Annotated in this window: 27 protein-coding genes; 21 read left to right on the top strand and 6 right to left on the bottom strand. The window is 68.4% G+C overall.

All coding sequences use genetic code 11. The features are described 5' to 3' along the window. Positions 1-5: 5 nt before the first annotated feature. Positions 6-653, bottom strand: a complete 648-nt coding sequence (locus BQ2383_RS15240) for a TMEM175 family protein (protein WP_091035765.1) — start codon at positions 651-653, stop codon at positions 6-8. A 64-nt stretch (positions 654-717) separates the two neighbouring features. Between BQ2383_RS15240 and tilS the strand changes: the two genes are divergently transcribed. Beyond that, a complete protein-coding gene (gene tilS / locus BQ2383_RS15235; RefSeq protein ID WP_091035934.1) occupies positions 718-1,719 on the top strand; it encodes a tRNA lysidine(34) synthetase TilS in 1,002 nt (333 codons plus the stop codon). Between the two features lie 53 nt (positions 1,720-1,772). Here tilS and BQ2383_RS15230 read toward each other — a convergent pair whose 3' ends face one another. Then, positions 1,773-2,369, bottom strand: coding sequence for a DUF937 domain-containing protein (locus tag BQ2383_RS15230; protein ID WP_091035763.1), 597 nt, complete (start codon positions 2,367-2,369; stop codon positions 1,773-1,775). A 138-nt stretch (positions 2,370-2,507) separates the two neighbouring features. On the opposite strand from BQ2383_RS15230, the gene BQ2383_RS15225 reads away from it, so the two are divergent. The 15 genes from BQ2383_RS15225 to BQ2383_RS15155 all read left to right on the top strand — a co-directional run bounded on the left by BQ2383_RS15225 (position 2,508) and on the right by BQ2383_RS15155 (position 15,100). After that, positions 2,508-2,777, top strand: a complete 270-nt coding sequence (locus BQ2383_RS15225) for a hypothetical protein (protein ID WP_029262849.1) — start codon at positions 2,508-2,510, stop codon at positions 2,775-2,777. Then, on the top strand, positions 2,774-4,669 hold the full coding sequence (locus tag BQ2383_RS15220; protein ID WP_091035760.1) for an alpha/beta hydrolase: 1,896 nt from the start codon (positions 2,774-2,776) through the stop codon (positions 4,667-4,669). Before BQ2383_RS15225 ends, BQ2383_RS15220 begins: the two co-directional genes overlap by 4 nt. Positions 4,670-4,731: 62 nt before the next feature. Next, positions 4,732-5,175 carry a hypothetical protein gene (locus BQ2383_RS15215; protein ID WP_136025628.1) on the top strand — a complete coding sequence of 148 codons (444 nt, stop codon included), beginning with the start codon at positions 4,732-4,734 and terminating at the stop codon, positions 5,173-5,175. Positions 5,176-5,201: 26 nt separating this feature from the next. Next, positions 5,202-5,705: a hypothetical protein gene (locus BQ2383_RS15210; RefSeq protein ID WP_231481839.1), complete on the top strand. Its 504-nt coding sequence runs from the start codon at positions 5,202-5,204 to the stop codon at positions 5,703-5,705. A 148-nt stretch (positions 5,706-5,853) separates the two neighbouring features. Beyond that, positions 5,854-6,306 (top strand): hypothetical protein, encoded by a 453-nt coding sequence (locus BQ2383_RS15205; RefSeq protein WP_091035758.1) that lies wholly within the window; start codon positions 5,854-5,856, stop codon positions 6,304-6,306. Between the two features lie 55 nt (positions 6,307-6,361). Continuing rightward, a complete protein-coding gene (gene hpt, locus BQ2383_RS15200; protein WP_029262844.1) occupies positions 6,362-6,913 on the top strand; it encodes a hypoxanthine phosphoribosyltransferase in 552 nt (183 codons plus the stop codon). Positions 6,914-6,984: 71 nt separating this feature from the next. Continuing rightward, entirely contained in the window at positions 6,985-8,985 is a 2,001-nt protein-coding gene (gene ftsH / locus BQ2383_RS15195) for an ATP-dependent zinc metalloprotease FtsH (protein WP_091035756.1), read from the top strand. A 1-nt stretch (position 8,986) separates the two neighbouring features. After that, a complete protein-coding gene (gene folE, locus BQ2383_RS15190) occupies positions 8,987-9,592 on the top strand; it encodes a GTP cyclohydrolase I (protein WP_091035754.1) in 606 nt (201 codons plus the stop codon). Continuing rightward, on the top strand, positions 9,592-10,401 hold the full coding sequence (gene folP, locus BQ2383_RS15185; RefSeq protein ID WP_091035751.1) for a dihydropteroate synthase: 810 nt from the start codon (positions 9,592-9,594) through the stop codon (positions 10,399-10,401). The genes folE and folP overlap by 1 nt, the downstream gene beginning before the upstream one ends. A 43-nt stretch (positions 10,402-10,444) precedes the next feature. Beyond that, positions 10,445-10,840: a dihydroneopterin aldolase gene (folB, locus tag BQ2383_RS15180; protein ID WP_091035749.1), complete on the top strand. Its 396-nt coding sequence runs from the start codon at positions 10,445-10,447 to the stop codon at positions 10,838-10,840. Next, a complete protein-coding gene (gene folK / locus BQ2383_RS15175; protein ID WP_091035746.1) occupies positions 10,837-11,376 on the top strand; it encodes a 2-amino-4-hydroxy-6-hydroxymethyldihydropteridine diphosphokinase in 540 nt (179 codons plus the stop codon). The genes folB and folK overlap by 4 nt, the downstream gene beginning before the upstream one ends. Further along, positions 11,373-11,855, top strand: coding sequence for a DUF3180 domain-containing protein (locus tag BQ2383_RS15170; protein WP_091035744.1), 483 nt, complete (start codon positions 11,373-11,375; stop codon positions 11,853-11,855). Before folK ends, BQ2383_RS15170 begins: the two co-directional genes overlap by 4 nt. After that, positions 11,806-12,387 (top strand): PH domain-containing protein, encoded by a 582-nt coding sequence (locus tag BQ2383_RS15165; protein ID WP_091035741.1) that lies wholly within the window; start codon positions 11,806-11,808, stop codon positions 12,385-12,387. Before BQ2383_RS15170 ends, BQ2383_RS15165 begins: the two co-directional genes overlap by 50 nt. Continuing rightward, positions 12,384-14,405 (top strand): PH domain-containing protein, encoded by a 2,022-nt coding sequence (locus tag BQ2383_RS15160; protein WP_091035739.1) that lies wholly within the window; start codon positions 12,384-12,386, stop codon positions 14,403-14,405. Before BQ2383_RS15165 ends, BQ2383_RS15160 begins: the two co-directional genes overlap by 4 nt. A gap of 2 nt (positions 14,406-14,407) precedes the next feature. Continuing rightward, positions 14,408-15,100, top strand: a complete 693-nt coding sequence (locus tag BQ2383_RS15155; protein WP_091035736.1) for a DUF2520 domain-containing protein — start codon at positions 14,408-14,410, stop codon at positions 15,098-15,100. Positions 15,101-15,113: 13 nt separating this feature from the next. Here the strand turns inward: BQ2383_RS15155 and BQ2383_RS15150 are convergent, their stop codons facing one another. Then, on the bottom strand, positions 15,114-16,991 hold the full coding sequence (locus BQ2383_RS15150; RefSeq protein WP_091035733.1) for a DUF2207 domain-containing protein: 1,878 nt from the start codon (positions 16,989-16,991) through the stop codon (positions 15,114-15,116). A gap of 79 nt (positions 16,992-17,070) precedes the next feature. Here BQ2383_RS15150 and lysS point away from each other — a divergent pair, with 79 nt between their 5' ends. After that, positions 17,071-18,603: a lysine--tRNA ligase gene (gene lysS, locus BQ2383_RS15145; RefSeq protein WP_091035731.1), complete on the top strand. Its 1,533-nt coding sequence runs from the start codon at positions 17,071-17,073 to the stop codon at positions 18,601-18,603. A gap of 16 nt (positions 18,604-18,619) precedes the next feature. Here lysS and BQ2383_RS15140 read toward each other — a convergent pair whose 3' ends face one another. Then, positions 18,620-19,750, bottom strand: a complete 1,131-nt coding sequence (locus BQ2383_RS15140; RefSeq protein WP_091035728.1) for a DUF4192 family protein — start codon at positions 19,748-19,750, stop codon at positions 18,620-18,622. A 112-nt stretch (positions 19,751-19,862) separates the two neighbouring features. On the opposite strand from BQ2383_RS15140, the gene BQ2383_RS19405 reads away from it, so the two are divergent. The 3 genes from BQ2383_RS19405 to BQ2383_RS15130 all read left to right on the top strand — a co-directional run bounded on the left by BQ2383_RS19405 (position 19,863) and on the right by BQ2383_RS15130 (position 22,368). Continuing rightward, on the top strand, positions 19,863-20,036 hold the full coding sequence (locus BQ2383_RS19405) for a hypothetical protein (RefSeq protein WP_167381640.1): 174 nt from the start codon (positions 19,863-19,865) through the stop codon (positions 20,034-20,036). Positions 20,037-20,122: 86 nt separating this feature from the next. After that, a complete protein-coding gene (cls, locus tag BQ2383_RS15135; RefSeq protein WP_091035725.1) occupies positions 20,123-21,583 on the top strand; it encodes a cardiolipin synthase in 1,461 nt (486 codons plus the stop codon). Between the two features lie 56 nt (positions 21,584-21,639). Beyond that, positions 21,640-22,368: a hypothetical protein gene (locus tag BQ2383_RS15130; RefSeq protein ID WP_091035721.1), complete on the top strand. Its 729-nt coding sequence runs from the start codon at positions 21,640-21,642 to the stop codon at positions 22,366-22,368. Positions 22,369-22,476: 108 nt separating this feature from the next. Here the strand turns inward: BQ2383_RS15130 and BQ2383_RS15125 are convergent, their stop codons facing one another. After that, positions 22,477-23,475, bottom strand: a complete 999-nt coding sequence (locus tag BQ2383_RS15125) for a diacylglycerol/lipid kinase family protein (RefSeq protein WP_091035719.1) — start codon at positions 23,473-23,475, stop codon at positions 22,477-22,479. Between the two features lie 84 nt (positions 23,476-23,559). Between BQ2383_RS15125 and BQ2383_RS15120 the strand changes: the two genes are divergently transcribed. Then, the gene (locus BQ2383_RS15120; protein ID WP_091035716.1) at positions 23,560-24,090 is read left to right on the top strand and encodes an RNA polymerase sigma factor; all 531 of its coding nucleotides are present in this window, start codon (positions 23,560-23,562) and stop codon (positions 24,088-24,090) included. Positions 24,091-24,123: 33 nt separating this feature from the next. Here the strand turns inward: BQ2383_RS15120 and BQ2383_RS15115 are convergent, their stop codons facing one another. After that, positions 24,124-24,504: a YybH family protein gene (locus BQ2383_RS15115; protein ID WP_091035714.1), complete on the bottom strand. Its 381-nt coding sequence runs from the start codon at positions 24,502-24,504 to the stop codon at positions 24,124-24,126. Positions 24,505-24,606: the final 102 nt, after the last annotated feature.

The raw sequence follows: 24,606 nt of genomic DNA, 5'->3' as shown, positions 1-24,606 counted from the left end.
GCGGACTAGCCTACCTGCGGCTCGCTCCGGCGCTTTCGGAGGAGACGATTCAGCAGACGGCTCATCGGGTCGCTCAGGAGCAGCAGGAACAGCCCCGTGTATCCGTTCGGCGAAGCCGCGACGGCGATCGCGAGTGCGGCGGTGAACAGGACGATCGAGGCGACATCGCCGATGGCCCCCAGGCGGATGGTCTCGGTCGACACGGTGCCGAGGTCGCGATGGCGCGCCAGGTAGAGCCATCCGGCGAGGGTGGTCACCTGTGTCATGATCAGCGTGCCGATGTACACCACGGCCTGCAGCGGGTCGGTGTCCATCTGCCCGATCATCGCGGTCGGAACCGGGAGCCACACGATCGTCGCCATCCACGCGACGTTGATCCACAGCAGGGGCCCGGTCACGAACTCCACGTCCCGGTACTGGCGATGGTGTCCCATCCAGAACGTCGCGATCAGGAGGAAGCTCAGCCCGAAGCTCAGCAGCTGACCCGAGTGCTCGTCGAAGAACTCGGCCGTGCTCTTATGGTCGGATGCGGCCTCGGACACCGACTCCATCAGGGGCAGGATGAGCAACGTCATGGCGATCGCCACCACGGCATCGGCGAAGGCCTTGAACCGTTCGGACCGGAACGGCTGCGTGCGGGGGTGATCGTTCACGGCGTCAGGATAGTCCCGTGGTCGTGCCGCCCGCAGGGGTGTGACCGTGCCCTACCGTGGAACCGTGCCATCACTCTCTCCCGCCATCGCCGAGATCCGCCTGGCCGTGCGCACCGCGCTCGTCGATATCCCCCAAGGGTCGACCGTGATCGTCGCGCTCTCCGGCGGCGCTGACTCGCTCGCGCTCACCGCCGCGACCGTCTTCGAGGCTCGCAGCCGGGGGATCGAAGTGCTCAGCCTGACCGTCGACCACGACCTGCAGGAGGGATCGTCCCTCATCGCCAGCACGGCGGCGGTCGCGGCGGAAGAAATCGGAGTCGACGACGCGCTGCAGACCCGCGTCGAGGTCGACAGCTCGTCCGGCTCAGGGATCGAGGCCGCCGCTCGCGATGCCCGCTACGCGGCACTCGGCGGAATCGCACGTGCGGAAGGCGCGGCCGCCGTGCTGCTCGGCCACACTCTCGACGATCAGGCGGAGACCGTGCTCCTGGGGCTCGCGCGGGGCTCGGGCGCCACCAGCCTGCAGGGCATGGCGCCCTCGCGGGAAGACGACGACGGGCTCCGCTGGGTCCGTCCGCTACTCGGCGTGCGGCGGGAGACGACGCGGGCGTTCTGCGTGGCATCCGATCTCGAGGTCTGGGACGACCCCCACAACTTCGACGACCGTTACGCGCGGGTGCGGGTGCGGGAGCGCGTGCTGCCGGTGCTCGAGGCTGAACTCGGTCCGGGCATCGCCGAGGCCCTCGTCCGCACCGCGGAGCAGCTGCGGGAGGACGCTGAGGCCTTCGACGAGATGATCCACGAGACGATCGAGGACATCGTCGAGCATGCGGAGGCGGGGATCTCAGTGAGCGTCGCGGCGCTCGCCGCCAACCCCGCGGCACTGCGCAACCGCATCATCCGCCTCGTCGTCGACAGCGAGTTCGGGGTGAGCCTCACGAGGACGCAGACCATCGAGGTCGCGCGGCTCGTCACCGATTGGCGCGGTCAGGGGCCGATCGACCTGCCCGGGTGCGCGGCTGTGCGCCAGGGCGGCCGCATCGTGTTCACTGCATCCGGTCGCTGAGGACCCTCCGCCGAAGCGCCTGAGCCTCGCGACCGGATGCGTCGGGTGAGGTCCTACTTCTTGCCGCCGAAGAGGCCGCCGAGGATGCCGCCGAGGTCGATGCCTCCGCCGGAGCCGCCGCTCTTGCCACCGCCGAGCAGTCCGCCGATCACGTCACCGATTCCGCCTGCCGAGCCGCCGCTGTTGCCACCGCCGAGGATCCCGCCGATGACGTCGCCGATGCCGCCCGAGCTCTCGGCTCCGGCATCCGCCTTCGCAGTCTTGTCCTTCGTCGCGTTCGCGATGAGGCCCATCACGATGGGGGCGAGGATCGGGAGGAGCTTGCCGAAGTCGATGCCGGGAGTCGCCTTCGACTCGGTGAGCTCCTTCGTGACCTCCGTCTTCTTGGAGCCGAGGATGTGCGCGACGATCTTGTCGCCGTCGGCCTGATCGATGTCGTCGACCTTCGAAGCGCCGGCCGTGCCCTCGTGCTTCTTCAGCGCGTTCTGGATGGCCGCGGAGCCCTCGTCGGTCTCTGCGTTCTTCGCGAGCCCGCCCAGCAGCACGGCGCCGCCCTGCTCGACAGCGACCTTCGCCTCGTCTCGCGAGACACCCAGTTTCTCGGCGATGTCGTCGATCGGAACCTGCTTGAGGATGTCGTCAAGAGCCATGGTGAATCCTTCCGTCCGGGGCGTCCGCCCGCATCACCGCTCACAGTAGTGCGGATCGCTGGGCATGGGGAGATCTGCCCATCGGCGGCGTCGGACGCGTGACGTAGGGTAGACGGGTCCGGGGGGAAAGGGGCATCGGTGACCGATCTCGATGTTCAGAAAGAAGCGCTCGATGCAGCGCAGGCACGGCTCACTGCGGGGGCCGCGCCGATCATCACGTCGTGCCTGTCGTTCGGAGGCACCGGGTCGTCTTCGGTCGAAGGTGCGCTGGGCGAGGCCGAGTCGCTGGTGACGCAGATCCTGTCGGCCCTCGCGCAGACGGCGACCAACTCTGCGACCGATGCGGCATCCGTGGCATCGACCTTCACCGCCAACGACGAGGCGCTCGCGCAGCAGGCGGCGCAATGAATCTGCCGGGGCTGATCGACGATCCGGCTCGCGGTGATGCGGGCGCCGTGAGTGGGTATGCGACCACGTTCTCCACGCGGGCGGCGTCGTCGCGAGAGCGCAAGGGCGATGCGGATGCGGCGCTGGCGAGCATCACGTCGATGACGGCATCTGCCGCGGATGCCCTCGGTGCACGGATCGTGCTCCTGTCGCAGCGCATGGGCGAGGCGGCTGAGGGGCTCGACGGCATCTCGACGGCGGTGTCGGCGTATGCGACCGACCTTGAGGGGCTGAAGAGCGATGCTGCGCGTCGGCTGCGTGCCGCGCAGAATGCGTACGACCACATCTTCGTGCGTCGGGCCGAGGCGTTGAGCGCGGCGAGCGAGTTCGTCACGGGCTGGGCGCTGCCGTGGGACGCGGTGCTGCCGTCGTGGATGTACGTCGACGACCCGAGCTACCTGCGTCGCTGGCAGGATGCGATCGACGACTATTACACGGCGCGGGCGTCGTACAACGCGCTCGGCGACGAGCGGGCGGAGATCGACCGGCGTGCGGTGAACGCCATCGCCGCCGTGCCGCTCATCTCCGCCGTCACCCAGGGCGGGAAGGTCCGCGGTGCAGGGTTCGCTGCGGCGAGCCTCGCGTGGGCGGGGAACGTCAATGCGATCACGGCCGAGTCCCTGGCCGGTCTCGGGGATCCGGACATCATCCGTGAGACGTGGAACACGATGGATCAGGCGACGCGGGATGCGCTGCTTGCCGCATCCCCGATGATCCTCGGGAACCTCAACGGCATCCCGATCCGTGACCGGGTCACCGCGAACCACACCAACATCCGCGACGAGATCGCACGCAGGGAAGCCGAGATCGCCCGGCTCCAGGAGAAGCTCGACGGGATGACGGCGCGGAACCACTGGAGCGCCCAGCGACGGAAGAGCCTGAGCGACGAGATCGCCGAGCTGCGGGAGCCGATCGGTGCGTGGAAGGATCTGCTCGATGAGCAGCCAGTCTGGTACGACGAGTCCGGCCGCGAACACAAGCACAGTGGAGCTCAGGTCGTCGTCTTCAATGCTGATGCGAATGCCATTGCGACCTATCACGGAGCAATCGACCCCGTCACCGGCGACATCCCGGTCTGGGTGCAGAACGTGGCGGTCTCCGTGCCGGGAACGACGACCACAATCAGTGAATTCGGTCACGGAACCGGAGCAAGTCTCTATTCCGCGGCTATCGATGCGAACGGCCCGGGGAGCGCAGTGTTCCAATGGGCTGGCGGTAGCTTTCCGCAGCTGGAAGTCCCCGGCCCCACGGATGCTTCGTACTCCCATGATCTCGCTCCGAAGCTGGTCGATTTCGTCGCGGGCATCGAACGCCCGGCCGATTCCACTCTCACCGTTATGGGACACAGTTACGGCGGCGCGACCGTGGGGTTGGCGGAGCAGGCCGGTTTGAAGGCCGACCGTATTCTCTACGTCTCTGCGGCCGGCATGGGGGCTGGGGTGGCCGGCGTCGAAGATTTCCCGTACACATCCGGCGTTCCGCACTACTCGATGATGGCTAGGAACGACGCCGTGGTGGGGATGATTCAGGGTGATCACGACGATTGGTATGCGATCCACGGCCAGTCCCCGTTGTTGGCCGACGACGTTACGCGTCTGGAGACTGGATGGATCGACCATGCAGATCCCGATAGCGCCGACCTCGAGGACTACGGCTTCCCGAATGGGATTGAGAGTCACAGCTCCGTGCTCAATCCGCGGTCGACCGCGTTTCACAACATCGTCGAGGTCATCACCGGCGGCGAGGCGATCAGTTGGGCTCCGAATGAGTACGTCACGGGTGGGTACTCCAGCATTGCGATCGATGGGATCGATGCTTCGGACTATGAGCCGCACTATGTGAGGATCGACTGATGCGGAGATGGTGGGGAATCGTTGCACTGCTCGCGTCGGTGGGCTTGATCGGAGGGTGTGCCGTGTCGGCTGACAGTCGGTTGGATGAGTTTCGAGCTGAAGGCGAGGCGATCTCGCAGCAGGTCGTGGAGTCCATTCCCGCAGCAGTGATTGCGGATGAAGCCCCGGATAGTGCCTCCGCCGGGCGGCTGGCGCAGAGCATGGGAGACACCCCTCAAACGCCCGCCTGGTGGGAAGTGAAGACCTCGGTGGTCATGCTCGACGAGCCTGCGGCGTCCGAGACCGCGGCCACAGCAATCGAAACCGCGCTCGTTGACGACGGATGGAAGAAGGCTGAAGAGTCGGGCTCCCCGGATCCGGTCTACAAGACGGATGAGTACCGACGGGACGGATGGTATGTGCGTGTCGCATGGGTACGCTCTACTCCGAAAACGATCGAGAGCTTGAGGGTCCTCGTGGTGAGCCCTGACACGATCCGTGGCGATCACGACGAGATCCATTCCTGAGCCGAATGGTGCGAAGACTGACGGGAATGATGATCGCGCTCGTCTGCGTGCTGATTCTGGGAGGATGCGCGGTGCCACCGACACCGGAGAGTCGACTCGACGAGTACAAGGCGGAGAGTGAGACGCTCGCGATGAGTGTCGTCGAGCTCATCCCCGTTCACCTGGAGCCGGCGCTCGATACTGAGCTGGAGTCGCGGGGGCAGGCGCCGCAGAACGGTGTCACCGCCGAGAAACGTCCGGGCGATCCCGCCTGGTGGCAGGCTCGCGCCTACGTCAGCCTTGTGGAGTGGGAGGGTGCAGCGGCTGAGGCGATTGCCGCCGTCACGGAGGCCATGAAGTCGGATGGTTGGACGGTGGAGCGCGTCCGCGAGACAGGCGAAGGCCGCACGATCACGGACGGCTTCCGACAGGACGATTGGTACGTGGAGATCGCGTGGGTGAAGTCTGAACCAGGCAAGGTCGAACGGTTCGACATCTCGGTTGTCAGCCCCACGACGGTGCGCGGAGACCATGATGACATCTCCTCTTGACCGAGGCCGAACAGGGAGCCAGCGCGTCCTCATGGTGAGCCCGGAGATGGTGCGCGTCGACAGCGACGAGCTGTCGTCCTGACGCATGAGGCGTCTCTGGGGTGCGTTGGCGGTGCTTGCTGCGGCATGCATCGTGGGAGGGTGTGCGATGACGGCCGAGAGTCGCCTTGACGAGTATCGGGTGACGGCTGAGGCGCTGGCGGAGGAGATCGTGGGGATGATCCCGGCGGACCTCGCGCCGACGACGACGCCCGATGTGGAGTCCCGAGGGCGGATGCTCCAGAACCCGGTCTCCGCCGAACCGTCTGCCGAGGACTCTGTCTGGTGGCAGGTCGACACCTACGTCGAGCCGGTTCAGCGCGACGGGGCGTCTGAAGAGGCGGCGAAGGCGATCGCGGCGCAACTACTTGCAGACGGGTGGGAGCACACGGACGCTCGTGAGACGTCGGAGGGGCGACGCACCGCCGACGCCTACGGTAAGGACGACTGGTATGTCGAGGTAACGTGGGTGCGCTCCGAGGAGGGCAAGTACGAGACCATCGAGATCGGCGTGCTCAGCCCGAAGACCACCCGCGGCGACAACGACGAGATCCATTCCTGATCGCAACGGAGAACCCTGAACCGGAGCACCCGGTTCCGTCACCTAAAATCGATCCATGCGCGCCGCGGAGATCCAGGACGACCTTGCTCAGATCCTCGTCACAGAGGAGGAGATCCTCGCCAAGCTCGATGAGCTGGCGACGCAGGTCGCCCAGGACTACGAGGGCAAGGACCTGGTCCTCGTCGGCGTGCTCAAGGGGGCCGTCATGGTCATGGCCGACTTCGCCCGCGCTCTGCCGTTCCACGCCCCGATGGACTGGATGGCGGTCTCGAGCTACGGCGCCAGCACCAAGTCGAGCGGTGTGGTGCAGATCCGCAAAGACCTCGACACCGACCTCAACGGCAAGCACGTCCTGATCGTCGAGGACATCATCGACTCGGGTCTGACCCTCAGCTGGCTACTCGAGAACTTCGGATCCCGCGGCGCCGAGTCGATCGAGGTGCTCGCCCTGCTGCGCAAGCCCGAGGCCGCGAAGGTCCACATCGACTGCAAGTACGTCGGCTTCGACATCCCCACCGACTTCGTCGTCGGATACGGCCTCGACTACGACGAGCGCTACCGCAACCTGCGCGACGTCGCGGTGCTCGCCCCCCACGTCTACTCCTGACGCGCGGCACGCTACGCCGTGGGTGAACGTACAGCGACCCCCTAGGGCGCGCGCGATACGCTGATCCGATCATGGATGTGAAGAAGCTCACCCGGAATCCGCTGATCTACGTCGCGCTGATCGGCCTGCTGCTGTTCGGCGGCTTCCTGCTGATCTCGAATCTGGGTGCGCCCAAGCAGATCACGACGCAGGAGGGGCTCAAGCTCCTCTCCGGCACCACGGTCACCGAGGTCGTCAACACCGACGGCGACCAGCGCGTCGACATGACGCTGTCCAAGGCGTTCGAGGGCTCCGAGAACGTGCAGTTCTACTACGTCGACGCCCGCGCCGACGAGGTGGTCACCGCGATCAACGAAGCCGCTCCGAAGGACGGCTTCAACGACGCCGTGCCGCGTGCGACCTGGTTCGACGGCTTCCTCTCGCTCCTCCTCCCGCTCGTGCTGCTGGGCCTCCTGTTCTGGTGGCTGCTGTCGTCGATGCAGGGCGGCGGCGGCAAGGTCATGCAGTTCGGCAAGTCCAAGGCCAAGCTCGTCAACAAGGAGACGCCGACCGTCACCTTCGCCGACGTCGCCGGTGCCGACGAGGCCATCGAAGAGCTCCACGAGATCAAGGAGTTCCTGCAGGATCCCGCGAAGTTCCAGGCCATCGGCGCCCGCATCCCGAAGGGCGTGCTCCTGTACGGCCCTCCCGGAACCGGCAAGACGCTCCTCGCCCGCGCCGTCGCCGGCGAGGCAGGCGCCCCGTTCTACTCGATCTCCGGATCGGACTTCGTCGAGATGTTCGTCGGTGTCGGTGCCTCCCGTGTGCGCGACCTCTTCGGCCAGGCCAAGGAGAACGCCCCCGCCATCATCTTCATCGACGAGATCGACGCCGTCGGCCGCCACCGCGGTGCCGGCATGGGCGGCGGAAACGACGAGCGCGAGCAGACCCTCAACCAGATGCTGGTCGAGATGGACGGCTTCGACCCGAACGCGAACGTCATCGTGATCGCCGCGACCAACCGCCCCGACATCCTCGACCCGGCACTGCTGCGCCCCGGCCGCTTCGACCGCCAGATCGGCGTCGACGCCCCCGACCTCAAGGGCCGCCAGCGGATCCTCGAGGTGCACAGCAAGGGCAAGCCGCTCTCGAAGAACGTCGACCTCGAAGTCGTCGCCCGCAAGACCCCCGGGTTCACCGGTGCAGACCTGGCCAACGTCCTCAATGAAGCCGCGCTGCTCACCGCCCGCTCGAACGCGCAGCTGGTCGACAACCGCGCCCTCGACGAGGCCATCGACCGCGTGATTGCCGGACCGCAGCGCCGCACCCGTGTGATGCGCGACAAGGAGAAGCTGATCACCGCGTACCACGAGGGTGGACACGCCCTCGCGGCGGCGGCGATGAACTACACCGACCCGGTCACCAAGATCACGATCCTGCCCCGCGGCAAGGCCCTCGGATACACGATGGTGCTGCCGCTGGACGACAAGTACTCGATCACCCGCAACGAGCTCCAGGACCAGCTGACCTACGCCATGGGCGGTCGCGTCGCGGAGGAGATCATCTTCCACGACCCCACCACCGGTGCATCGAACGACATCGAGAAGGCGACCTCGATCGCCCGCAAGATGGTGCTCGAGTACGGCATGACCACGCAGGTGGGTCCGGTCAAGCTCGGCAGCGAGGGCGGCGAACCCTTTGCCGGTCGTGACATGGGCCGCGGGCGTGAGTACTCCGAGCGGGTCGCCGAGCGGGTGGATGCCGAAGTGCGCGCGCTCATCGAGCAGGCGCACAACGAGGCCTACGAGGTCATCAGCGCGAACCGCGACATCCTCGACAAGCTCGCCCTGGCGCTCCTCGAGGAGGAGACCCTCGACCACAACCAGATCGCCGAGATCTTCACCGAGGTGAAGAAGCTTCCGGAGCGTCCGCTGTGGCTGTCGAGTGAAGACCGTCCGGTGTCGGAGCGGCCCCCGATCGAGGTGCCCAAGAAGGACGTCTCGCTCGCGGCATCCGTCGAGGCACCCACCACCGCACCCCGTGCGCAGCAGGGTTCGGCGGGAGCCGGGAACCCGCGACCCGCGACGGCGTGACGTGACCGTCGACAGGCACCGTGTCGAGCGACTCACCCGTGAGCTGCTCGAGGCCATCGGCGAAGATCCTGATCGACCGGGGCTGAAGCAGACACCGTCACGTATGGCCGAGCTGTACTTCGAGTTCTTCGCGGGAGTCGGAGTGGATGCCGCCGAGCCGCTGGCACGCACCATCAGCGTCTCGCGCGGACCCGCACCGGACACCCTGCCGTCCGGGGCCGTGTTGCTGCGCGACATCCGCTTCCGCTCCGTCTGCGAGCACCACCTGCTGCCCTTCGCCGGGCACGCCCACATCGCCTATCTCCCGGGCGAGCAGGTCGTCGGCCTCGGGGCGCTCGTGCGCGTGGTCGAGATCCTCGCCGCCCGTCCACAGGTGCAGGAGCGTCTCGGCGAGCAGATCGCCGACACGATCGCGGAGCACCTCGACACCCGGGGAGTCCTCGTCGTGCTCGATGCCTCCCACGGCTGCGTCACGATGCGTGGCGGACGGCAGAGCGAGGCGTCCACCCTCACGATCGCGGCCCGCGGGGAGTACACGGATGCCGTCGCCAGGGCCGAGTTGATCACGCTGATCGGCGCATCGGCGGGTTCCGGAGCAGCGCGCTGATGACGACGATCTGGGGCATCGTCAACGTGACCCCCGACTCGTTCAGCGATGGCGGTCGCTACCTCGACGTCGATCGGGCGGTCGCCCACGGTCTGCGACTGCGCGCCGAAGGCGCAGCGGTGCTCGACGTCGGCGGCGAGTCGACCAGGCCCGGCGCCGAACGCGTCGGCACCGACATCGAGCAGCAGCGAGTGATCCCGGTGATCGAACAGCTGGCGGCGGCGGGCGTGCCCGTCAGCATCGACACACTCAATGCGGCCACCGCGGCGGCGGCAGTGCGGGCGGGCGCGCGCATCGTGAACGACGTCTCCGGAGGGCTCGCGGACCCCGAGATGCGGGCAGCCGTCGCGGAATCCGGGGCCGACTACGCGATCGGCCACTGGCGTGGATTCTCCTCCGACATGTATGCGAACGCCGAGTACCGTCGCGTCGCGCGCGAGGTGGCGGGAGAGCTGCAGGAGCGCATGGGCGAGGCCGCGGCATCCGGAATCGCGCCGTCTCGGCTGATCCTCGACCCGGGTATCGGGTTCGCGAAAGCCGGCCCGCAGAACTGGGACGTGCTGCGCGGACTCGACGAGATCATTGCTCTGGGGCCTCGAGTGCTCATCGGCACCTCGCGCAAACGCTTCCTGGCGGAGGCGCTGCGTCGGGAGGCCGGGGCGGAAGACGAGGTCTCCGAATCCCGCCGCGATCTCGCGACGGCCGTCACGAGTGCTCTGGCTGCCCGCGCCGGGGTGTGGGCCGTGCGCGTGCACGATGTGGCCGGCACCCGCGATGCACTCGCGATCGCCCACGCCTGGGCAGGCTGAACTCCCACCCGGCCGAGGGGGTGGGCCCCCGTACGCTAGAGGTATGGATTTCCTCGATGAGATCGTTCTCTCCGGTCTGACCGTCTTCGGACACCACGGCGTCTACCCGCACGAGCGTGAAGACGGCCAGGAGTTCACCGTCGACCTACGCCTGCGGTTGTCGCTCGAGCAGGCCGCGGCCTCCGACGAGGTGGCCGACACTGTGCACTACGGGGACCTCGCCGAGAAAGTGGCGGCGGTCGTCGCGGGCGAACCGGTGAACCTGATCGAGACGCTCGCGGAGCGCATCGCCTCGGTGGCCCTCGAAGACGAGCGAGTGCAGAACGTGACGGTGACCGTGCACAAGCCGCACGCTCCGATCGCACTGAACTTCGCCGACGTGGCGGTCACCGTGAACCGCAGCCGCCCGCCGCAGGCGCTCGAGGACATCACGATATGAGCCGGGACCTCGCGAAGGCGCCCGAGCGGCCCGGCCCCCGCCCTGCCCGCCCGGAGACCGTGGCGGTCGTCGCTCTCGGCGCGAATCTCGGAGATCGGCATGAGACGATCCGTGCGGCGGCCCAGCGGATCGCGCGGCTGCCGCTCGTGAGCGACGTGCGGCTCTCCGACCTGTTCGAGACCGTCGCACTCCGCCTCGACGGACCGGATCCTGAGGCGCCGGGGTACGTGAACGCGGTCGCCCTGGTCACCACGCGTCTCGCCCCGGAGATCCTCCTCGGGATGCTGCACGCCATCGAGGACGAGAACGGTCGGGAGCGCCGCGAGCGGTGGGGCGACCGCACGCTCGACCTCGACCTCATCGCCTACGGTGACGTCGTCTCGGACGAGCCGCGTCTGCAGCTGCCGCACCCGCGCGCCGCGGAACGGCTGTTCGTGCTCGACCCCTGGCTCGACGTGGACCCGGATGCGGTGCTTCTCGGACGAGGACGCGTGGCCGACCTCGCGGCCGAGCTGCACGGTCGGGGTGAAGGATGAGGCGCACGTCTGCGGGGCTCCTGCTCCTCCTCGCGCTGCTCGCGGCCGGCGGCGGGTTCCTGCTCGATCATCTGCTCACGGCGTCCGGCCGCGTCACTTTCACGCCGTCGCTGCTGCTCCCGGTGCTGCTCCTGCTGATCGCCGCGGCCTCGCTGGGCGTCGCCTGGCCGGTGCGTCGCAGCGTGCGCTCGGGTGTGCGCATAGACCCGTTCCGCGCGCTGAGAGCGGCGACGCTCGCCCGTGCCTCCAGCCTGCTCGGCGCCATCATGGCGGGCTTCGGAGCGGGGCTGCTGGTCTTCCTCCTCTCACGGCCGGTCGATCCACAGGTAGGGTCGACTGTGGCCATGCTGGCCCTCGTCGGTAGTGCGATCGTCCTCACGATCGCCGCGCTCGTCGCCGAACAGTTCTGCACCCTGCCGAAGGATCCTGATGACTCAGAACCCAGAGACCGCGCCCCTGAACCCGGCGGAGGGCACTGACCTCGCCGCCCTCGACCAGGGCACGTACTCCGAGCTGCGGACGGCTCGGAACGAGGCCCGCCTGGAGCTCGACGGCGCGTGGCACCAGATCTCGCCGCGCTACGTGGTCTCGCAGATCGTGCAGAACGTGATCTTCCTCGTGATCGTCGCCGCCGCGGCGCTCGTGCTCAGCCTCGTGCTGCACCAGCAGTGGGTGTGGATCCCCGCCGGCATCGTCCTCCTCATCACGGTGATCGCGCTCATCATCCTTCCGCGCCAGGCGAAGGCGATCGGGTACATGCTGCGCGCCGACGACATCGTCTTCCGCAAGGGCATCCTCTGGCAGCGCATGATCGCTGTGCCCTACGGCCGCATGCAGCTGGTGGACATCACCCAGGGCCCGCTCGACCGCGGCTTCGGCATCGCGCAGCTCAAGATGGTGACGGCCGCCGCGACGACCGGCGTGCAGATCCCCGGTCTCACTCAGGAGGCTGCGGAGGCGCTGCGCGACACCCTCATCCACGTCGCCGAGACCCGCCGGACCGGCCTGTGAGCGAGCCGCAGCTCCCTCCGTCCCCGAGCGCGGCGGCGGCCGTCGGCGACTCGTCGACCACCCTCGCCAACGGCGAGTGGCACCGCATGCATCCGCTCACGCCGCTCTTCAAGGGCGGGCTGGTGCTGATCATCGTCGCCGGCATCGTGATCACGAACATGCGCGATCGTCTCATCACGTGGGCCGTCGCACTCTTCGCGCCGGAGGAGGCGCACGTCGGCGACTACTCCGGCGGCGATCCCGTCGACTGGGTGCTCTCCAACAACCTGATCCTCGTCGCGCTGCTCAGCGTGCTCGGGCTCGTCATCGTTCTCGTGCTGATCTTCTGGTTCGTCTGGCGCTTCCATCAGTTCCGGATCACCGGCGACCACGTCGAGGTGCGCAAGGGGTTCATCTTCCGCTCGCACCGACGGGCTCCGCTCGATCGCGTGCAGGGTGTCAACCTGACCCGTCCCTTCCCGGCGCGCATCATCGGACTCGCGAAGCTGGAGGTCGTGGGCGCCGGAAACGATGCGAACGTCGAGCTCGAGTATCTCGCGACATCGCGCGCCGAGTCCGTGAGGTCGGACATCCTGCGCCTGGCATCGGGCGCCAGGGCGGCCCGCAACGCGGCGCTGAACCCGGGTTCCGCCCCGGCCCCGGCTGCGACCGCGCCGGGATCCGCGCGCGCGCAGCTGGTCGGATCGGTGAATTCCGGAGTCAACGACCTCCTCGCGGGTGTCGACCTCGCCGACGTCGTCCCCGAGAGTGTCGTCAAGATCCCGACCGGACGCCTCGTCGGATCGCAGTTGATCTCGGGCCTGCTGTGGGTGGTGTTCTTCGGCGCGATCTTCGCGATCGCGTTCGGCAGCGCGCTGATCGGCCTGCTGATCGATGGCGACACCGACGGCGGCGTCGTGCTGCTCGGCCTGGGCTTCGGCATGGGAGTACCGCTGGTGATCGCCGTGGTCGGTATCACCTGGGCGCAGATCTCGAAGTCGTTGCGCTACTCGATCGCCCCCACCCCCGACGGCGTGCGCATCACGTACGGGCTCCTCACGACCGTGACCGAGACGCTCCCGCCGGGGCGCATCTTCGCCGTCGAGGTGACGCAGTCGCTGCTGTGGCGCCCGTTCGGCTGGTGGACGATCAAGATCAACCGGATGAGCGGCAAGAGCGCCGCTCAGCAGTCCTCCGGCAGTGGACAGCAGTTCAACGTGGTGCTGCCGGTCGGCAAGCGCGCCGACGTCGAGCGCGTGCTCGCGCTGGTGCTGCCCGATGTTCCCGCCGAGAGCATCCACTCCCTCTGGGAGCAGGGTGTCGTCGGCCCGATCGAAGGCGACACGTACCGCACGATGCCGCGGCGCGCGTGGTGGCGGCGTCCGTTCTCGTGGAAGCGCCACGGCTACCTCGTCGAGGAGTTCGGCCTGCTGCTGCGTCGGGGCATCGTCTGGCGCAAGCTCGCCGTGTTCCCGCTCGCGCGCCTGCAGGGCGTCTCGCTCAGTCAGGGGCCGATCGACCGGTCGCAGCGGGTCTCGGGCGCACAGGTGCATTCGGTTCCGGGACCCATCACCGGCTACCTCTCCGGCCTCGAGCGCGCCGATGCCCTGGCGCTGCTCGACGACGTCAGCCGGGCGGCCGCCGAGGCCGCATCGCGCGACACGACCCACCGCTGGAGCGAGCATGCGGCCGCCGCATCCGAGGCGCAGCCCGTGGGGCCGCCCGCGTACGCAGGTCCGCCGTCCGTGACTCCGCCGCCGCCATTCGTGCCGAACCTCGCGCCCCCGGCGCCGGGGGCGCGACCGGCGCCGTTCGCCCCGCCGGCATCGTACGCGCCGCCGGCATTCACGCCGCCTGCTGCGGCACCGCCCGCCCCGGCAGCTCCGGCTGCCGCGCCGCCGGCCGCACCTGCGGTACCGCCCGCCCCTGCTGCCGCGCCGCCGGCACCTCCCGCTGCGCCGGCCGCGCCTCCCGCCGAACCGCAGTTGCGGCGGCGGAGGACGCCGCCGCCCGCACCGTCGGATCAGCCGGAGGAGTGACGGTGGCGCGGGACGGGCGTCTCGGCGTCGGCATCATCGGCGCGGGACGTGTCGGTCCGGTGATCGGTGCGGCGCTCGGCGGAGCGGGGCACGCGGTGATCGGGATCACGAGCGGCTCCGATGACGAGCGCGCCTCTGCCGTGCTGCCGGATGTGCCCGTGCTCGACGCGCTGGAGGTCGTGCGTCGAGCCGAGCTCGTGGTCATCGCGGTTCCCTCCGAGCAGCTGCCGTCATTGGTCGCCGGCATAGCCGAGGTCGGGGGCTGGCAGATCGGGCAGCTCGTGCTGCACACCGATCCCGCGTACGGCATCGACGTGCTGCGGCCGGCCGCCGAGCGCGGCGCGATCCCGCTCGCCGTGCACCCCGCCATCACGTTCACCGGGACCTCGATCGACCTGCGTCAACTGCAGGCGGGGTTCGCCGCGGTGACGGCTCCGGCCGCAGTGCTGCCGATCGCCCAGGCGCTCGCGGTGGAGATCGGATGCGAGCCGGTCGTGATCGCGGAGGCAGACCGACCGGCCTATGCCGATGCGATCGCGACGGCCACCGAGTTCTCGCGATCGATCATCGGCCAGTCGACGGCCCAGTTGCGCGAGCTCGGCGTGGAGAATCCGGGCGGCTACCTGTCGGCGCTGGTGCAGTCGACGGTGGAGCGTGCGCTGCGCGAAGCATCCGACGCTCCTCCGTTGATCTGACGGTAGCGGCGGCTCATCGTCCGCCCGAGAACCCTCCGCCTCCGCCACCACCGGAGAACCCGCCGCCGAACGACCCGCCGGCACTCGACGAGCCGCCGGCTGATGGTGCGGAATACGTCGCTGCCGATTGCGACGACGCCATGAACGACGCCAGCTGCATGCGCAGGGCGAACGAGGTCGGGTCGCCGATCCAGGAAGCGCCGTGCTGCTCCTGCGCGTATGCACGCTCGAGCACGTCGCCCCATTCGTCCTCCATGCCGAAGAGGATCGCGTAGGGGAGGAGCCGCTCGTACACGTGGATGACATCGGCCGTGCCGTCTTGACGGCGCTCGGCGCCGCTGTAGGACTGCAGCATCTGCAGACGGTCGGCGTCTGCGACCCGGATGAACTCCTTCACCCCTTGCAGGTACTCGGAGGTGCGCGCTCCTTCTGCCGTGAGGACCGTGTGCTTCGAGAACGCGTACACGCTCGACAGGAACACGAGGAACGCGACGAACGACATGACGACGAGGGCGGGGATCGCCGAGAGGCGGCCGCTGGTGGCTGCCCAGATTCCCAGGCCCAGTCCGATCAGCGCGACACCGATCGCGCACCACTGCACGATCACGGCGCCACGACTTCGCACCCTCTCGGTGAAGCCACGGGATGCCGCTGCGGTCGTCCCGCTCTGCTGAAGCGCGGTCATGCGGGCGGCGAATGCCTCATCGGCGGCGGGCAGATCGACCACCCCGTCGGCGTCGGCGTCGAGGAACAGTGCGTCCAGCGCCTCGGCATCCAGCTCGTCCGGTGCTTCCGCCCCCGGGATGCGGCGCAAGCGTGACTCTTCGGCCTCCACGCCTTCTTCGATGCGCAGGCTTCCGCGCACGGCGAGGTGCACGATCTCGGCGGGGATCACGTCCTTCGCGCCGGTGATGACCGTCGCCGCGATGAGCGGGGGCAGGGAGTCCGGCACGTCGTACTGCGCCACGACGATGCCGGTGGCCACTCGACGTCGGCGGCGGAACGCCCAGACGGCGAACCAGCTGCCGACCGTCAGGCCTGCAGCTCCCGCGGCCGCGACGAACGGAGCGACGTCGCCGACCGGGTCGGGTGTGCGCGCGAGGGGCTGTGCGACCGTGCCCGACTCGAAACCGATGGCCACGGTGACCCCGTCGCCGGCTGGTCGCTCTCCGGATTCGACATGGAACGTCGCTGCATCACCGTCGGTGGTCGGACCCTGTAGATCGCACTCGTCGGTCGACCCCGTCGCCCCCTCGTAGCAGCGCGTGGATCCCGTGAGCGCGGCCGTCAGCTCGGGATCGAGGACGATCTCGGCGCGGAAGCGCTCGATGGACTGCGTGCTGTCGAGCGGGAGGAGGTTCCAGTAGAACTCGTCCACCGACGGTGTCGACGCCCCCGCGGCCGGCTTCGTCGCGATGACCGTGTCGCGCATCTCGTACTCGATCACGTAGGTGGTGAGCCCGTGCACGTAGGTGTCGTCGTCGCCGGTGAGAACGTACAGCAGCCCATCTTCTTCGTCGGTCTCGTGCGGCACCTCCTGGCCATCCTCATCGGTCACGGAGAGGACCTGCGTCTCGGTGCTCGCCCCCTCGTAAGACGTCAGCAGGCCGCGGACGATGCCGTGGTTCTGGTCGGTCTCGGGGAAGCGGGCGACCAGCGTCTCGGTCACATGCGTCCGCGCCCTGCCTTCGTCGTCGAGCCCGACCTCGTACACGGCATCCCATGACGCATACGAGAAGTCGTCGACGCCGCCCGGTTCCGTGTCCGCGCGCACCTGCGGTGCGAGTCCGGGTCCGACATCGGCAGCGGCTGCCGCGGGCGGTGCGACGGCGGTGGTGGCGAAGGCGACGGCGAGGGCGGCGAACGCGCGGAGGATCCGTGGATGGGCCATTCTTCGAGGCTACCCAGCATGCGCCGTGAGCCGGCACGTCGCCTCGGTAAACTGGGAAGGACTTCCAAGGAGCCCCCACATGACTGACGCGTCTGCCGCGCCCGAATCGGCCTCGACCGACTCTTCTCCCGAAGAGGACGTCCACGAGCAGAAGGCCGTGCGCCTCGCCAAGCGTGAGCGCCTGATCGAGAAGCGTGCGGATGCCGGTGGGGGAGCTTTCCCCGTCGCAGTGCCGGTCACGCACACGATTCCCGCGCTGCGCGCCGAGTACGGCGAGCTCGAGGCGGGCGCCGAGACGGGTGTCATCGTCGGCATCGCGGGCCGCGTCGTCTTCAGCCGGAACACGGGAAAGCTCTGCTTCGCCACCCTGCAGGCCGGTGACGGCTCTCGCATCCAGGCGATGATCTCTCTCGCGAACGTCGGCGAGGAGTCGCTCGCGGACTGGAAGGAATACGTCGACCTGGGCGACCACGTCTTCGTTCACGGTGAAGTCATCTCCAGCCGCCGCGGAGAGCTGTCGGTCATGGCCGATGGCTGGGCGATCGCCTCCAAGGCGATCCTCCCGCTCCCGAACGCGTACTCCGAGCTCAGCGAGGAAGGCCGCGTGCGCAGCCGCTACCTCGACCTCATCGTCCGCGAGCAGGCACGAACGACCGTGCGTGCCCGTGCCGCCGTGAACGCGAGCCTGCGCGCGACGTTCACGAGCCACGACTACCTCGAGGTCGAGACCCCGATGCTGCAGGTGCAGCACGGTGGCGCCTCCGCTCGTCCGTTCATCACGCACTCGAATGCGTTCGACACCGAGCTGTACCTGCGCATCGCGCCCGAGCTCTACCTGAAGCGTGCGGTCGTCGGCGGCATCGAGCGCGTGTACGAGATCAACCGAAACTTCCGCAATGAGGGAGCCGACTCCACGCACAGCCCCGAGTTCGCGATGCTCGAGGCCTACCAGGCGTACGGCGACTACAACCAGATGGCCGCGCTCACACAGGAGCTCGTGCAGAAGGCGGCGATCGCGGTCGCCGGCTCCACGACCGTGACCTGGGCCGACGGCACCGACTACGACCTCGGCGGGGAGTGGGACCGCATCTCGATGTACGAGTCGCTCTCTGCTGCATCCGGTCGCACGGTCACACCGCAGGACTCGGTCGCGGACCTCATCGCCTTCGCCGAGGCGAACGACGTCGATCTTCCTCCGCAGGCCACCCACGGCAAGCTCGTCGAAGAGCTGTGGGAGCACTTCGTGAAGGGCGACCTGGTTCGCCCGACCTTCGTGATGGACTTCCCCGTCGACACGTCGCCCCTCGTGCGCGAGCACCGCTCGATCGCCGGCGTCGTCGAGAAGTGGGACCTGTACATCCGGGGCTTCGAGCTGGCGACCGGATACTCCGAGCTCGTCGACCCCGTGATCCAGCGTGAGCGGTTCGAAGAGCAGGCGAAGCTCGCCGCGCGAGGCGACGTGGAGGCGATGCCGGTCGACGAAGAGTTCCTGCGGGCGCTCGAGCACGGCATGCCGCCGTCCGGGGGAATGGGCATGGGGATCGACCGTCTGCTGATGGCGATCACCGGCCTCGGCATCCGCGAGACGATCCTCTTCCCGCTCGTCAAGTAGTCCCTGCAGCCGGCGGTCATGCCGCCGTGCTGCGATGGAACGCCCACTCCGGAAGCATCGCGCCGGCGATCATGGTCTCCAACAGGGCGGCCAGGGAGTACCGCGGGTCGATCTCGCGGACCAGCTCCAGATAGCGGGCGGCGTGGGTGGCTCTTCCCAACGCCCACGACAGCCATGCCGCCGCGGTGAGCGGTGCCGGTCGTGCATCGCGGGGTGCCCGCGCGGCCGCCTCGCGCACGACGGACAGTGCGAGGCGGAGTCGATCGAGGTCCGGGGCGGGGCCCTGGCCCAGGAACAGCCGCCCGAGCTCGTCGGGGACCATCTCACCGGACTTCGCGAAGGCGGTCTGCGCGTCGAGTGCGCGGATGCCTCCCGCGAGGTCGCTCGCCCACTGCGCGATCGCCACGTCTCGGAGCAGCGGACGCTCCAGACACCACAGCAGCGTCGCGGTCGCATATGGCGGAAGAGCATCGGGGGCTGCGAGCACCGATTCGAAGAACGCAGGCACGTCTTCGAGCATCACGAGCGCAGCGATCAGCTGCGGATTCTCCCGCCCGGTCAACCGTCCCTTCCCCTCTCCCTCTCCCTCTTCGTCGAGCAGCGCCGCGAGTTCGAGTGCCGCTCTGCCCACCCGCTCCTTCTCGGCGAGATCGACCGCGGGGAGTCGAGCCCCGGCCGCCTGGTCTTCGCAGATGTCAGGTGCAGCGGTGCCCTCGGATGGGTGGCGGATCTCTGCCAGCGGGTGGAGGGCGGGGTCGCTCTCCGCATAGCTCGACCACCCGGAGGGCGTCACACAGAGCGCATCGACGATGCGCAGCCCCGCATCCTCCGCGCAGCCGAGCAGTTCGTCGACGGCCACGGCATGGGGGAGGACGAGCCCGTCGCGGGTGGCGTGCGAGCATTCGTCCGTGTACACGACGACGGCGATGGCATCCGTCCCCTGAACGCGGGCGACGAGACCGACCGCGGCGTCGGCGTACGTCTCGAGGTCGGTCCCGTCCGAGGGGAGATCGAGTCGCATGGCCCCATCGGTGCGCGTGCCGTGGAAGGGCAGCAGCACGACGCTCCGGCGAGGAGTGAAACCCGCGAGAGCGGGGACGATGCCGAGGAATGCGGCGGAATCGGTGGCGCGAAGCAGTGTTGTCATGCCGAGAGTGTCTCGGAGCGGAGATCCCTCGGGGGCGGGAAAGCCGGATTGTGGACGCGGAAGCTGAACGCGCGGCGGTGTGCACGAGGAGTGGCTCGCGTACCATGGGGTGATGGACAACTTCTGGCTCGCTGCGGCATGGTCGCTTCTGCCGACCATCGGGGTGAGCGTCGTGTTCGTCTTCGTGCTCCGCGGCATCCTCCGCTTCGACCGCACGGAGCGCAAGGTCCACGCGCAGATCGAGGCGGAAGAGCGCGCGGCACGGGGCCTTCCGCCGCGCGTCTGAGTCCCAGCCATCCGCTACTGTGAAGCCAGCGCCCCGGCTTCGGCGCGCTCCCGAGGTGATCGTCACCGCGGTGGGGAAGGTGCACGATGACCGCGGAGACCTGGGGCTGGTGGATCGCCGCCTTCCTGCTGGTGCTCGACATCGCGATCCGCGTCACGGCGATCATCGTCATCCCGCGCAATCGGCGTCCGACCGCCGCGATGGCTTGGCTCCTCGCGGTGTTCTTCATCCCGTTCGTCGGAGTCTTCCTCTTCCTGCTGATCGGAAACCCGCGCCTGCCGCGCGCGCGTCGACGCAAGCAGGACCAGATCAACGAGTACATCGCCGAGACGAGCGAGCACCTGCACTTCGGCACTCTGCGCCCGAACGCCCCCGCGTGGTTCGGGCCGATCGTCCAGATGAATCAGAAGCTCGGAGCGCTGCCGCTCTCGGGTGACAACGGTGCGCACCTGATCTCCGACTACCAGGAGTCGCTCGACGAGATGGCCGAGGCCATCCGCACTGCACAGGACTACGTGCATGTCGAGTTCTACATCCTCCAGTCGGACACGGCGACCGACAACTTCTTCCGAGCTCTCGAAGAGGTGTGCGCCCGCGGCATCGAGGTGCGCGTGCTTCTCGATCACTGGGCCAACCAGGGCAAGCCCCGGTACCGGCAGACCATCGCCCGACTCAACGCGATGGGTGCGGACTGGCACCTGATGCTGCCGGTGCAACCGCTCAAGGGCAAGATGCAGCGCCCCGATCTGCGCAACCACCGCAAGCTCCTCGTCGTCGACGGCAACATCGCGTTCCTCGGATCGCAGAACATCACGGATTCGACATACAACCTGCCGAAGAACATCAAGCGCGGGCTGCACTGGGTCGATCTCATGGTCCGCCTCGACGGCCCGGTGGTGCTGAGCGTGAACGCGATCTTCGTCGCCGATTGGTACAGCGAGACCGACACGGTGCTCGAGGGAATCGACATCGCCCATGCGAACATCGGCTCCGGCGACCTCGACTGCCAGGTCGTGCCGTCCGGCCCCGGGTTCGAGGTCGAGAACAATCTGCGTCTCTTCCTCGGCCTGCTGTACGCCGCGAAGAAGAAGATCATGATCGTCAGCCCCTACTTCGTCCCCGACGAGGCGCTGCTGCTCGCCGTGACCGCGGCGGTCGATCGTGGGGTCCACGTCGAGCTCTTCGTCTCGGAAGAGGGCGACCAGGCGATGGTCTACCACGCCCAGCGCAGCTACTACGAGGTGCTGCTCAAGGCCGGCGTCCGCGTCTGGATGTACCGCAAGCCGTACATCCTGCACACCAAGACGCTCACGATCGACGACGAGGTCGCCGTCATCGGGTCCAGCAACATGGACATGCGCTCGTTCGGTCTGAACCTCGAGGTCTCGATGCTGGTGCGCGGCGAGGAGTTCGTCACAGAGATGCGCGAGGTCGAGGACAAGTACCGTTCCCTCAGCCGTGAGCTGACGCTCGAGGAGTGGATGCAGCAGCCGCTGCGCTCGACCGTGCTCGACAACCTCGCGCGCCTGACCTCCGCCCTGCAGTAGTCGTCGCGGTCCATCCGGGCTTTCCGGGCGATCTGCCCTCGGGCTACCCTGTGAGCATGACCTCTGCGCTTCGTCCCCTCGCCTCTGTCGTCGGCCTCGTCGCCGCAGCACTCCTCGTCGCGGGATGCACCGCCGGCCCCGGCTCCGACGCCCCGTCGAGTTCGCCGGCCCCCGGCGCGGGAGACGTGGACGACCAGAACGACTTCGAGGGCGCGCTGCTCGACGACGGCCGCATGTTCGCCGTGATCACGGTGGGCTCGTCGACGTGCGTGCCGCAGGTCGATCAGGTGACGGCCGAGGGGCAGACCGTCACCGTGACGCTCGTCGACCCCGAGGGCGAATCGCCGAAGCCGTGCACGAAGGATCTCGCTCCGCGGGCGAGCCTCGGCGCGCTGCCGGAGGGCGTCGACCCGAAGTCGGACATCACCCTGAACGTGACCTATGGCGACCTCACCGACGACGTCGACATCGACGGTGACCCGGCCGCCACCGGCACCCCGGGAACCACGACCGAGTTCCAGCCCTCCGCTGCTTGGCTCGACGACGACGGCCTCGTGCTGCTCACCTGGGGATCTTCGAGCTGCCTGCCGCAGGTCGAGTCTCTCGAGGGTGCGGGAAACACCGGAACCGCGTACTTCGTGACCGACGAGAATCAGGTCTGCACGATGGACATGGCACCCCGCGCGACCTTGCTCGCGTTCGGGGAGGACACGGTCGAGGACGACGGCACTTTCACGCTGACGCTGGTCGGCGGTGGACTCGACGGCACGGTCGAGGTCCGCTGACCCCTGCGGGTAACCGTGGTGATCTTCTGGGCCACGCTCATCTTCTTGGCCGTGATCAGCGTGGTGATAGTGAACAAGCGACGTAAGCGCTGACGGGCGCCACCCGCGTCAGAGCAGGTGAACCGGGTGGCCGGGCGGCAGCGCGAGCAGCAGCGCGCCGGGGTCGGCCCAGCACGTGATGCGCACGGCGACGCCGAACTCGTCGCCGTCGAGCTCGATCGGAATCGGGGTCGGAGCGGCGGCCTCGGCCGCGGCCCCGTGGAAGAAGTGCACCGACGCGTTCTTGCCGCGGCGTTCGAGCACACGGCGCCCCGCACGGAAGCGCCGCAGCACGGAGTTGTCCCACCAGATCTTGCGCCACACGGCGAACCAGCCGAGCACTCCGGTGGGTTGGATGACGGCGATGTCGAGGGCTGCATCCGTGATCGATGCGTCCGGGATGAGGGCGATGCCGGCGGGAAGGGTGCCGCAGTTCGCGAAGAGCAGACTGTACGCACGGTGCGAATGCAGTCGCCCCTCATCGACCTGGTACACGGCGCGGAACGGCTTCGCGCGGGGGAGGGAGCGGGCTGCACCGTCGACGTAGGCGATCCATCCCACGGACTTCTTCAGATCAGAGCGGGTGTTCGCGATCATGTCGGCATCCAGTCCCATGCCGGCCAGAACCACGAACGCGTGCTCCTCCTCGTCGCCGTTCTCGCGGGTCAGTCGCGCCCGACCGATGTCGATCGGATGGCGGAAGTCGCCGAGCGCCGCTCGGATCATCTCACCCGGGTCGGCGAGCGGCAGGCCGAGATTGCGTGCGAGCAAGTTCCCCGTGCCGCTCGGCAGGATCGCCAGGGGAACTCCGGAATTGGCGATCGCCTCCGAGACCGCGCGCACGGTGCCGTCGCCGCCGGCGACCAGTACGACATCGACGTTGCGTGCGAGCGCCTGTGCGGTCGCGCCCTGCCCGGCATCCTCGATCGTCGTCGGATAGAAGGCCGGGTGATCCCATCCGGCCTCACGCGACAGATCGCGCACCGTCGCACGCAGATGCTTGCCGTCGACCTTGATCGGGTTGTAGATGAGCGCCGCCTGTCGCAGAACCGGGGCGCTAGAGGTCATGGCGCTACTCTAAACCGGGACACACCCGAGTGTCCTCACAAACGGACCGCGCTATTCCGGTCGCCAAGGAAGAGGAGCATTCGGATGCACGATGACTCCGACGACGCGACCCGCGCGGTGCTCTCCCGGCTGATCACGGCCGAACCCGACCGACTCCGCCGGCGCAGCATCTCGTTGGGGGTGCCGGCCGCGGACGCCGAAGATGCTGCGCAGACATCCCTCCTGCGCGCCTGGCGCTCGGTCGCACATCTGGAGACGCCGCAGCCCGGCCGCGTGTGCTCCTGGCTCGACGCCATCGCGCGGAACGTCGCCATCGACCTGGCCCGGCAGCGTGCGCGCCGACCGGAGGCGATTCTCGACGGCGACACCGCCGGGGACCAGACGGGTGTGGATGCCGCGGTGGAGATCCGTGTGTTCCTCGACGGCGCGCTCGAGGCTCTGCATTCGCTGCCGGAGACCATCCGGGAACCGCTGCTGCTGACGGTGGTCGACGGTCTCTCCACCGATGAGGTGGCGACGCGCCTCGGGATCGAGCCGGCAGCCGCGCGGCAGCGGATCTCCCGGGCGCGCAAGGCGCTGCGGGCCTGCCGCGCGACGGGCATGGGTGACGGCTGAGGGAGGCCCGATCGTCGGACCTCCCCGAGAGGTTCAGACCGTGCCGAAGGGGTTGTCGACGGCGTACCGCCAGCCGTGCACCTCGTCGTGCACCGCGACGTCGGCCGTGGTGCCCGCGAGGGCGATCTCGGAGCCGTCGGGGCCGGTGCCGGTGATGGTCCAGTCCGCGATCGCGAGTCCGGTGCCGGCACTCTCGAAGACGTGACGGACGCGCATCGAGATGGGCAGGTTCAGCCCGAGGAACTGCTCGAGCGCGCCGCGCACGGCGGCCGTGCCCGTGACGGCCGTTCCCGGCGCCGGGACGAAGACGACGTCCGACGTGTTCAAGGCCATCAGGCCGTCGAGGTCGCGGGCGTTGAACCGGTCGGCGAACGCCAGGTTCAGCTGGTCGAGGGAGGTCACGGGGATGGTCATGGGGTTCCTTTCCTGGGTCGACCGATTGCCGACCTCTGCAGAGGAAGACGACGCAACCGCGAGCGTGTGACATCCGGATTCGCCGTCGGCACGGCACCGTAG

Origin of the sequence: Microbacterium oxydans, from assembly GCF_900095745.1 — a bacterium.
Lineage (GTDB): Bacteria > Actinomycetota > Actinomycetes > Actinomycetales > Microbacteriaceae > Microbacterium > Microbacterium oxydans_B.
Note: the sequence above shows the minus strand (reverse complement) of the source record. Positions and strands in the feature narration are given on the sequence as shown.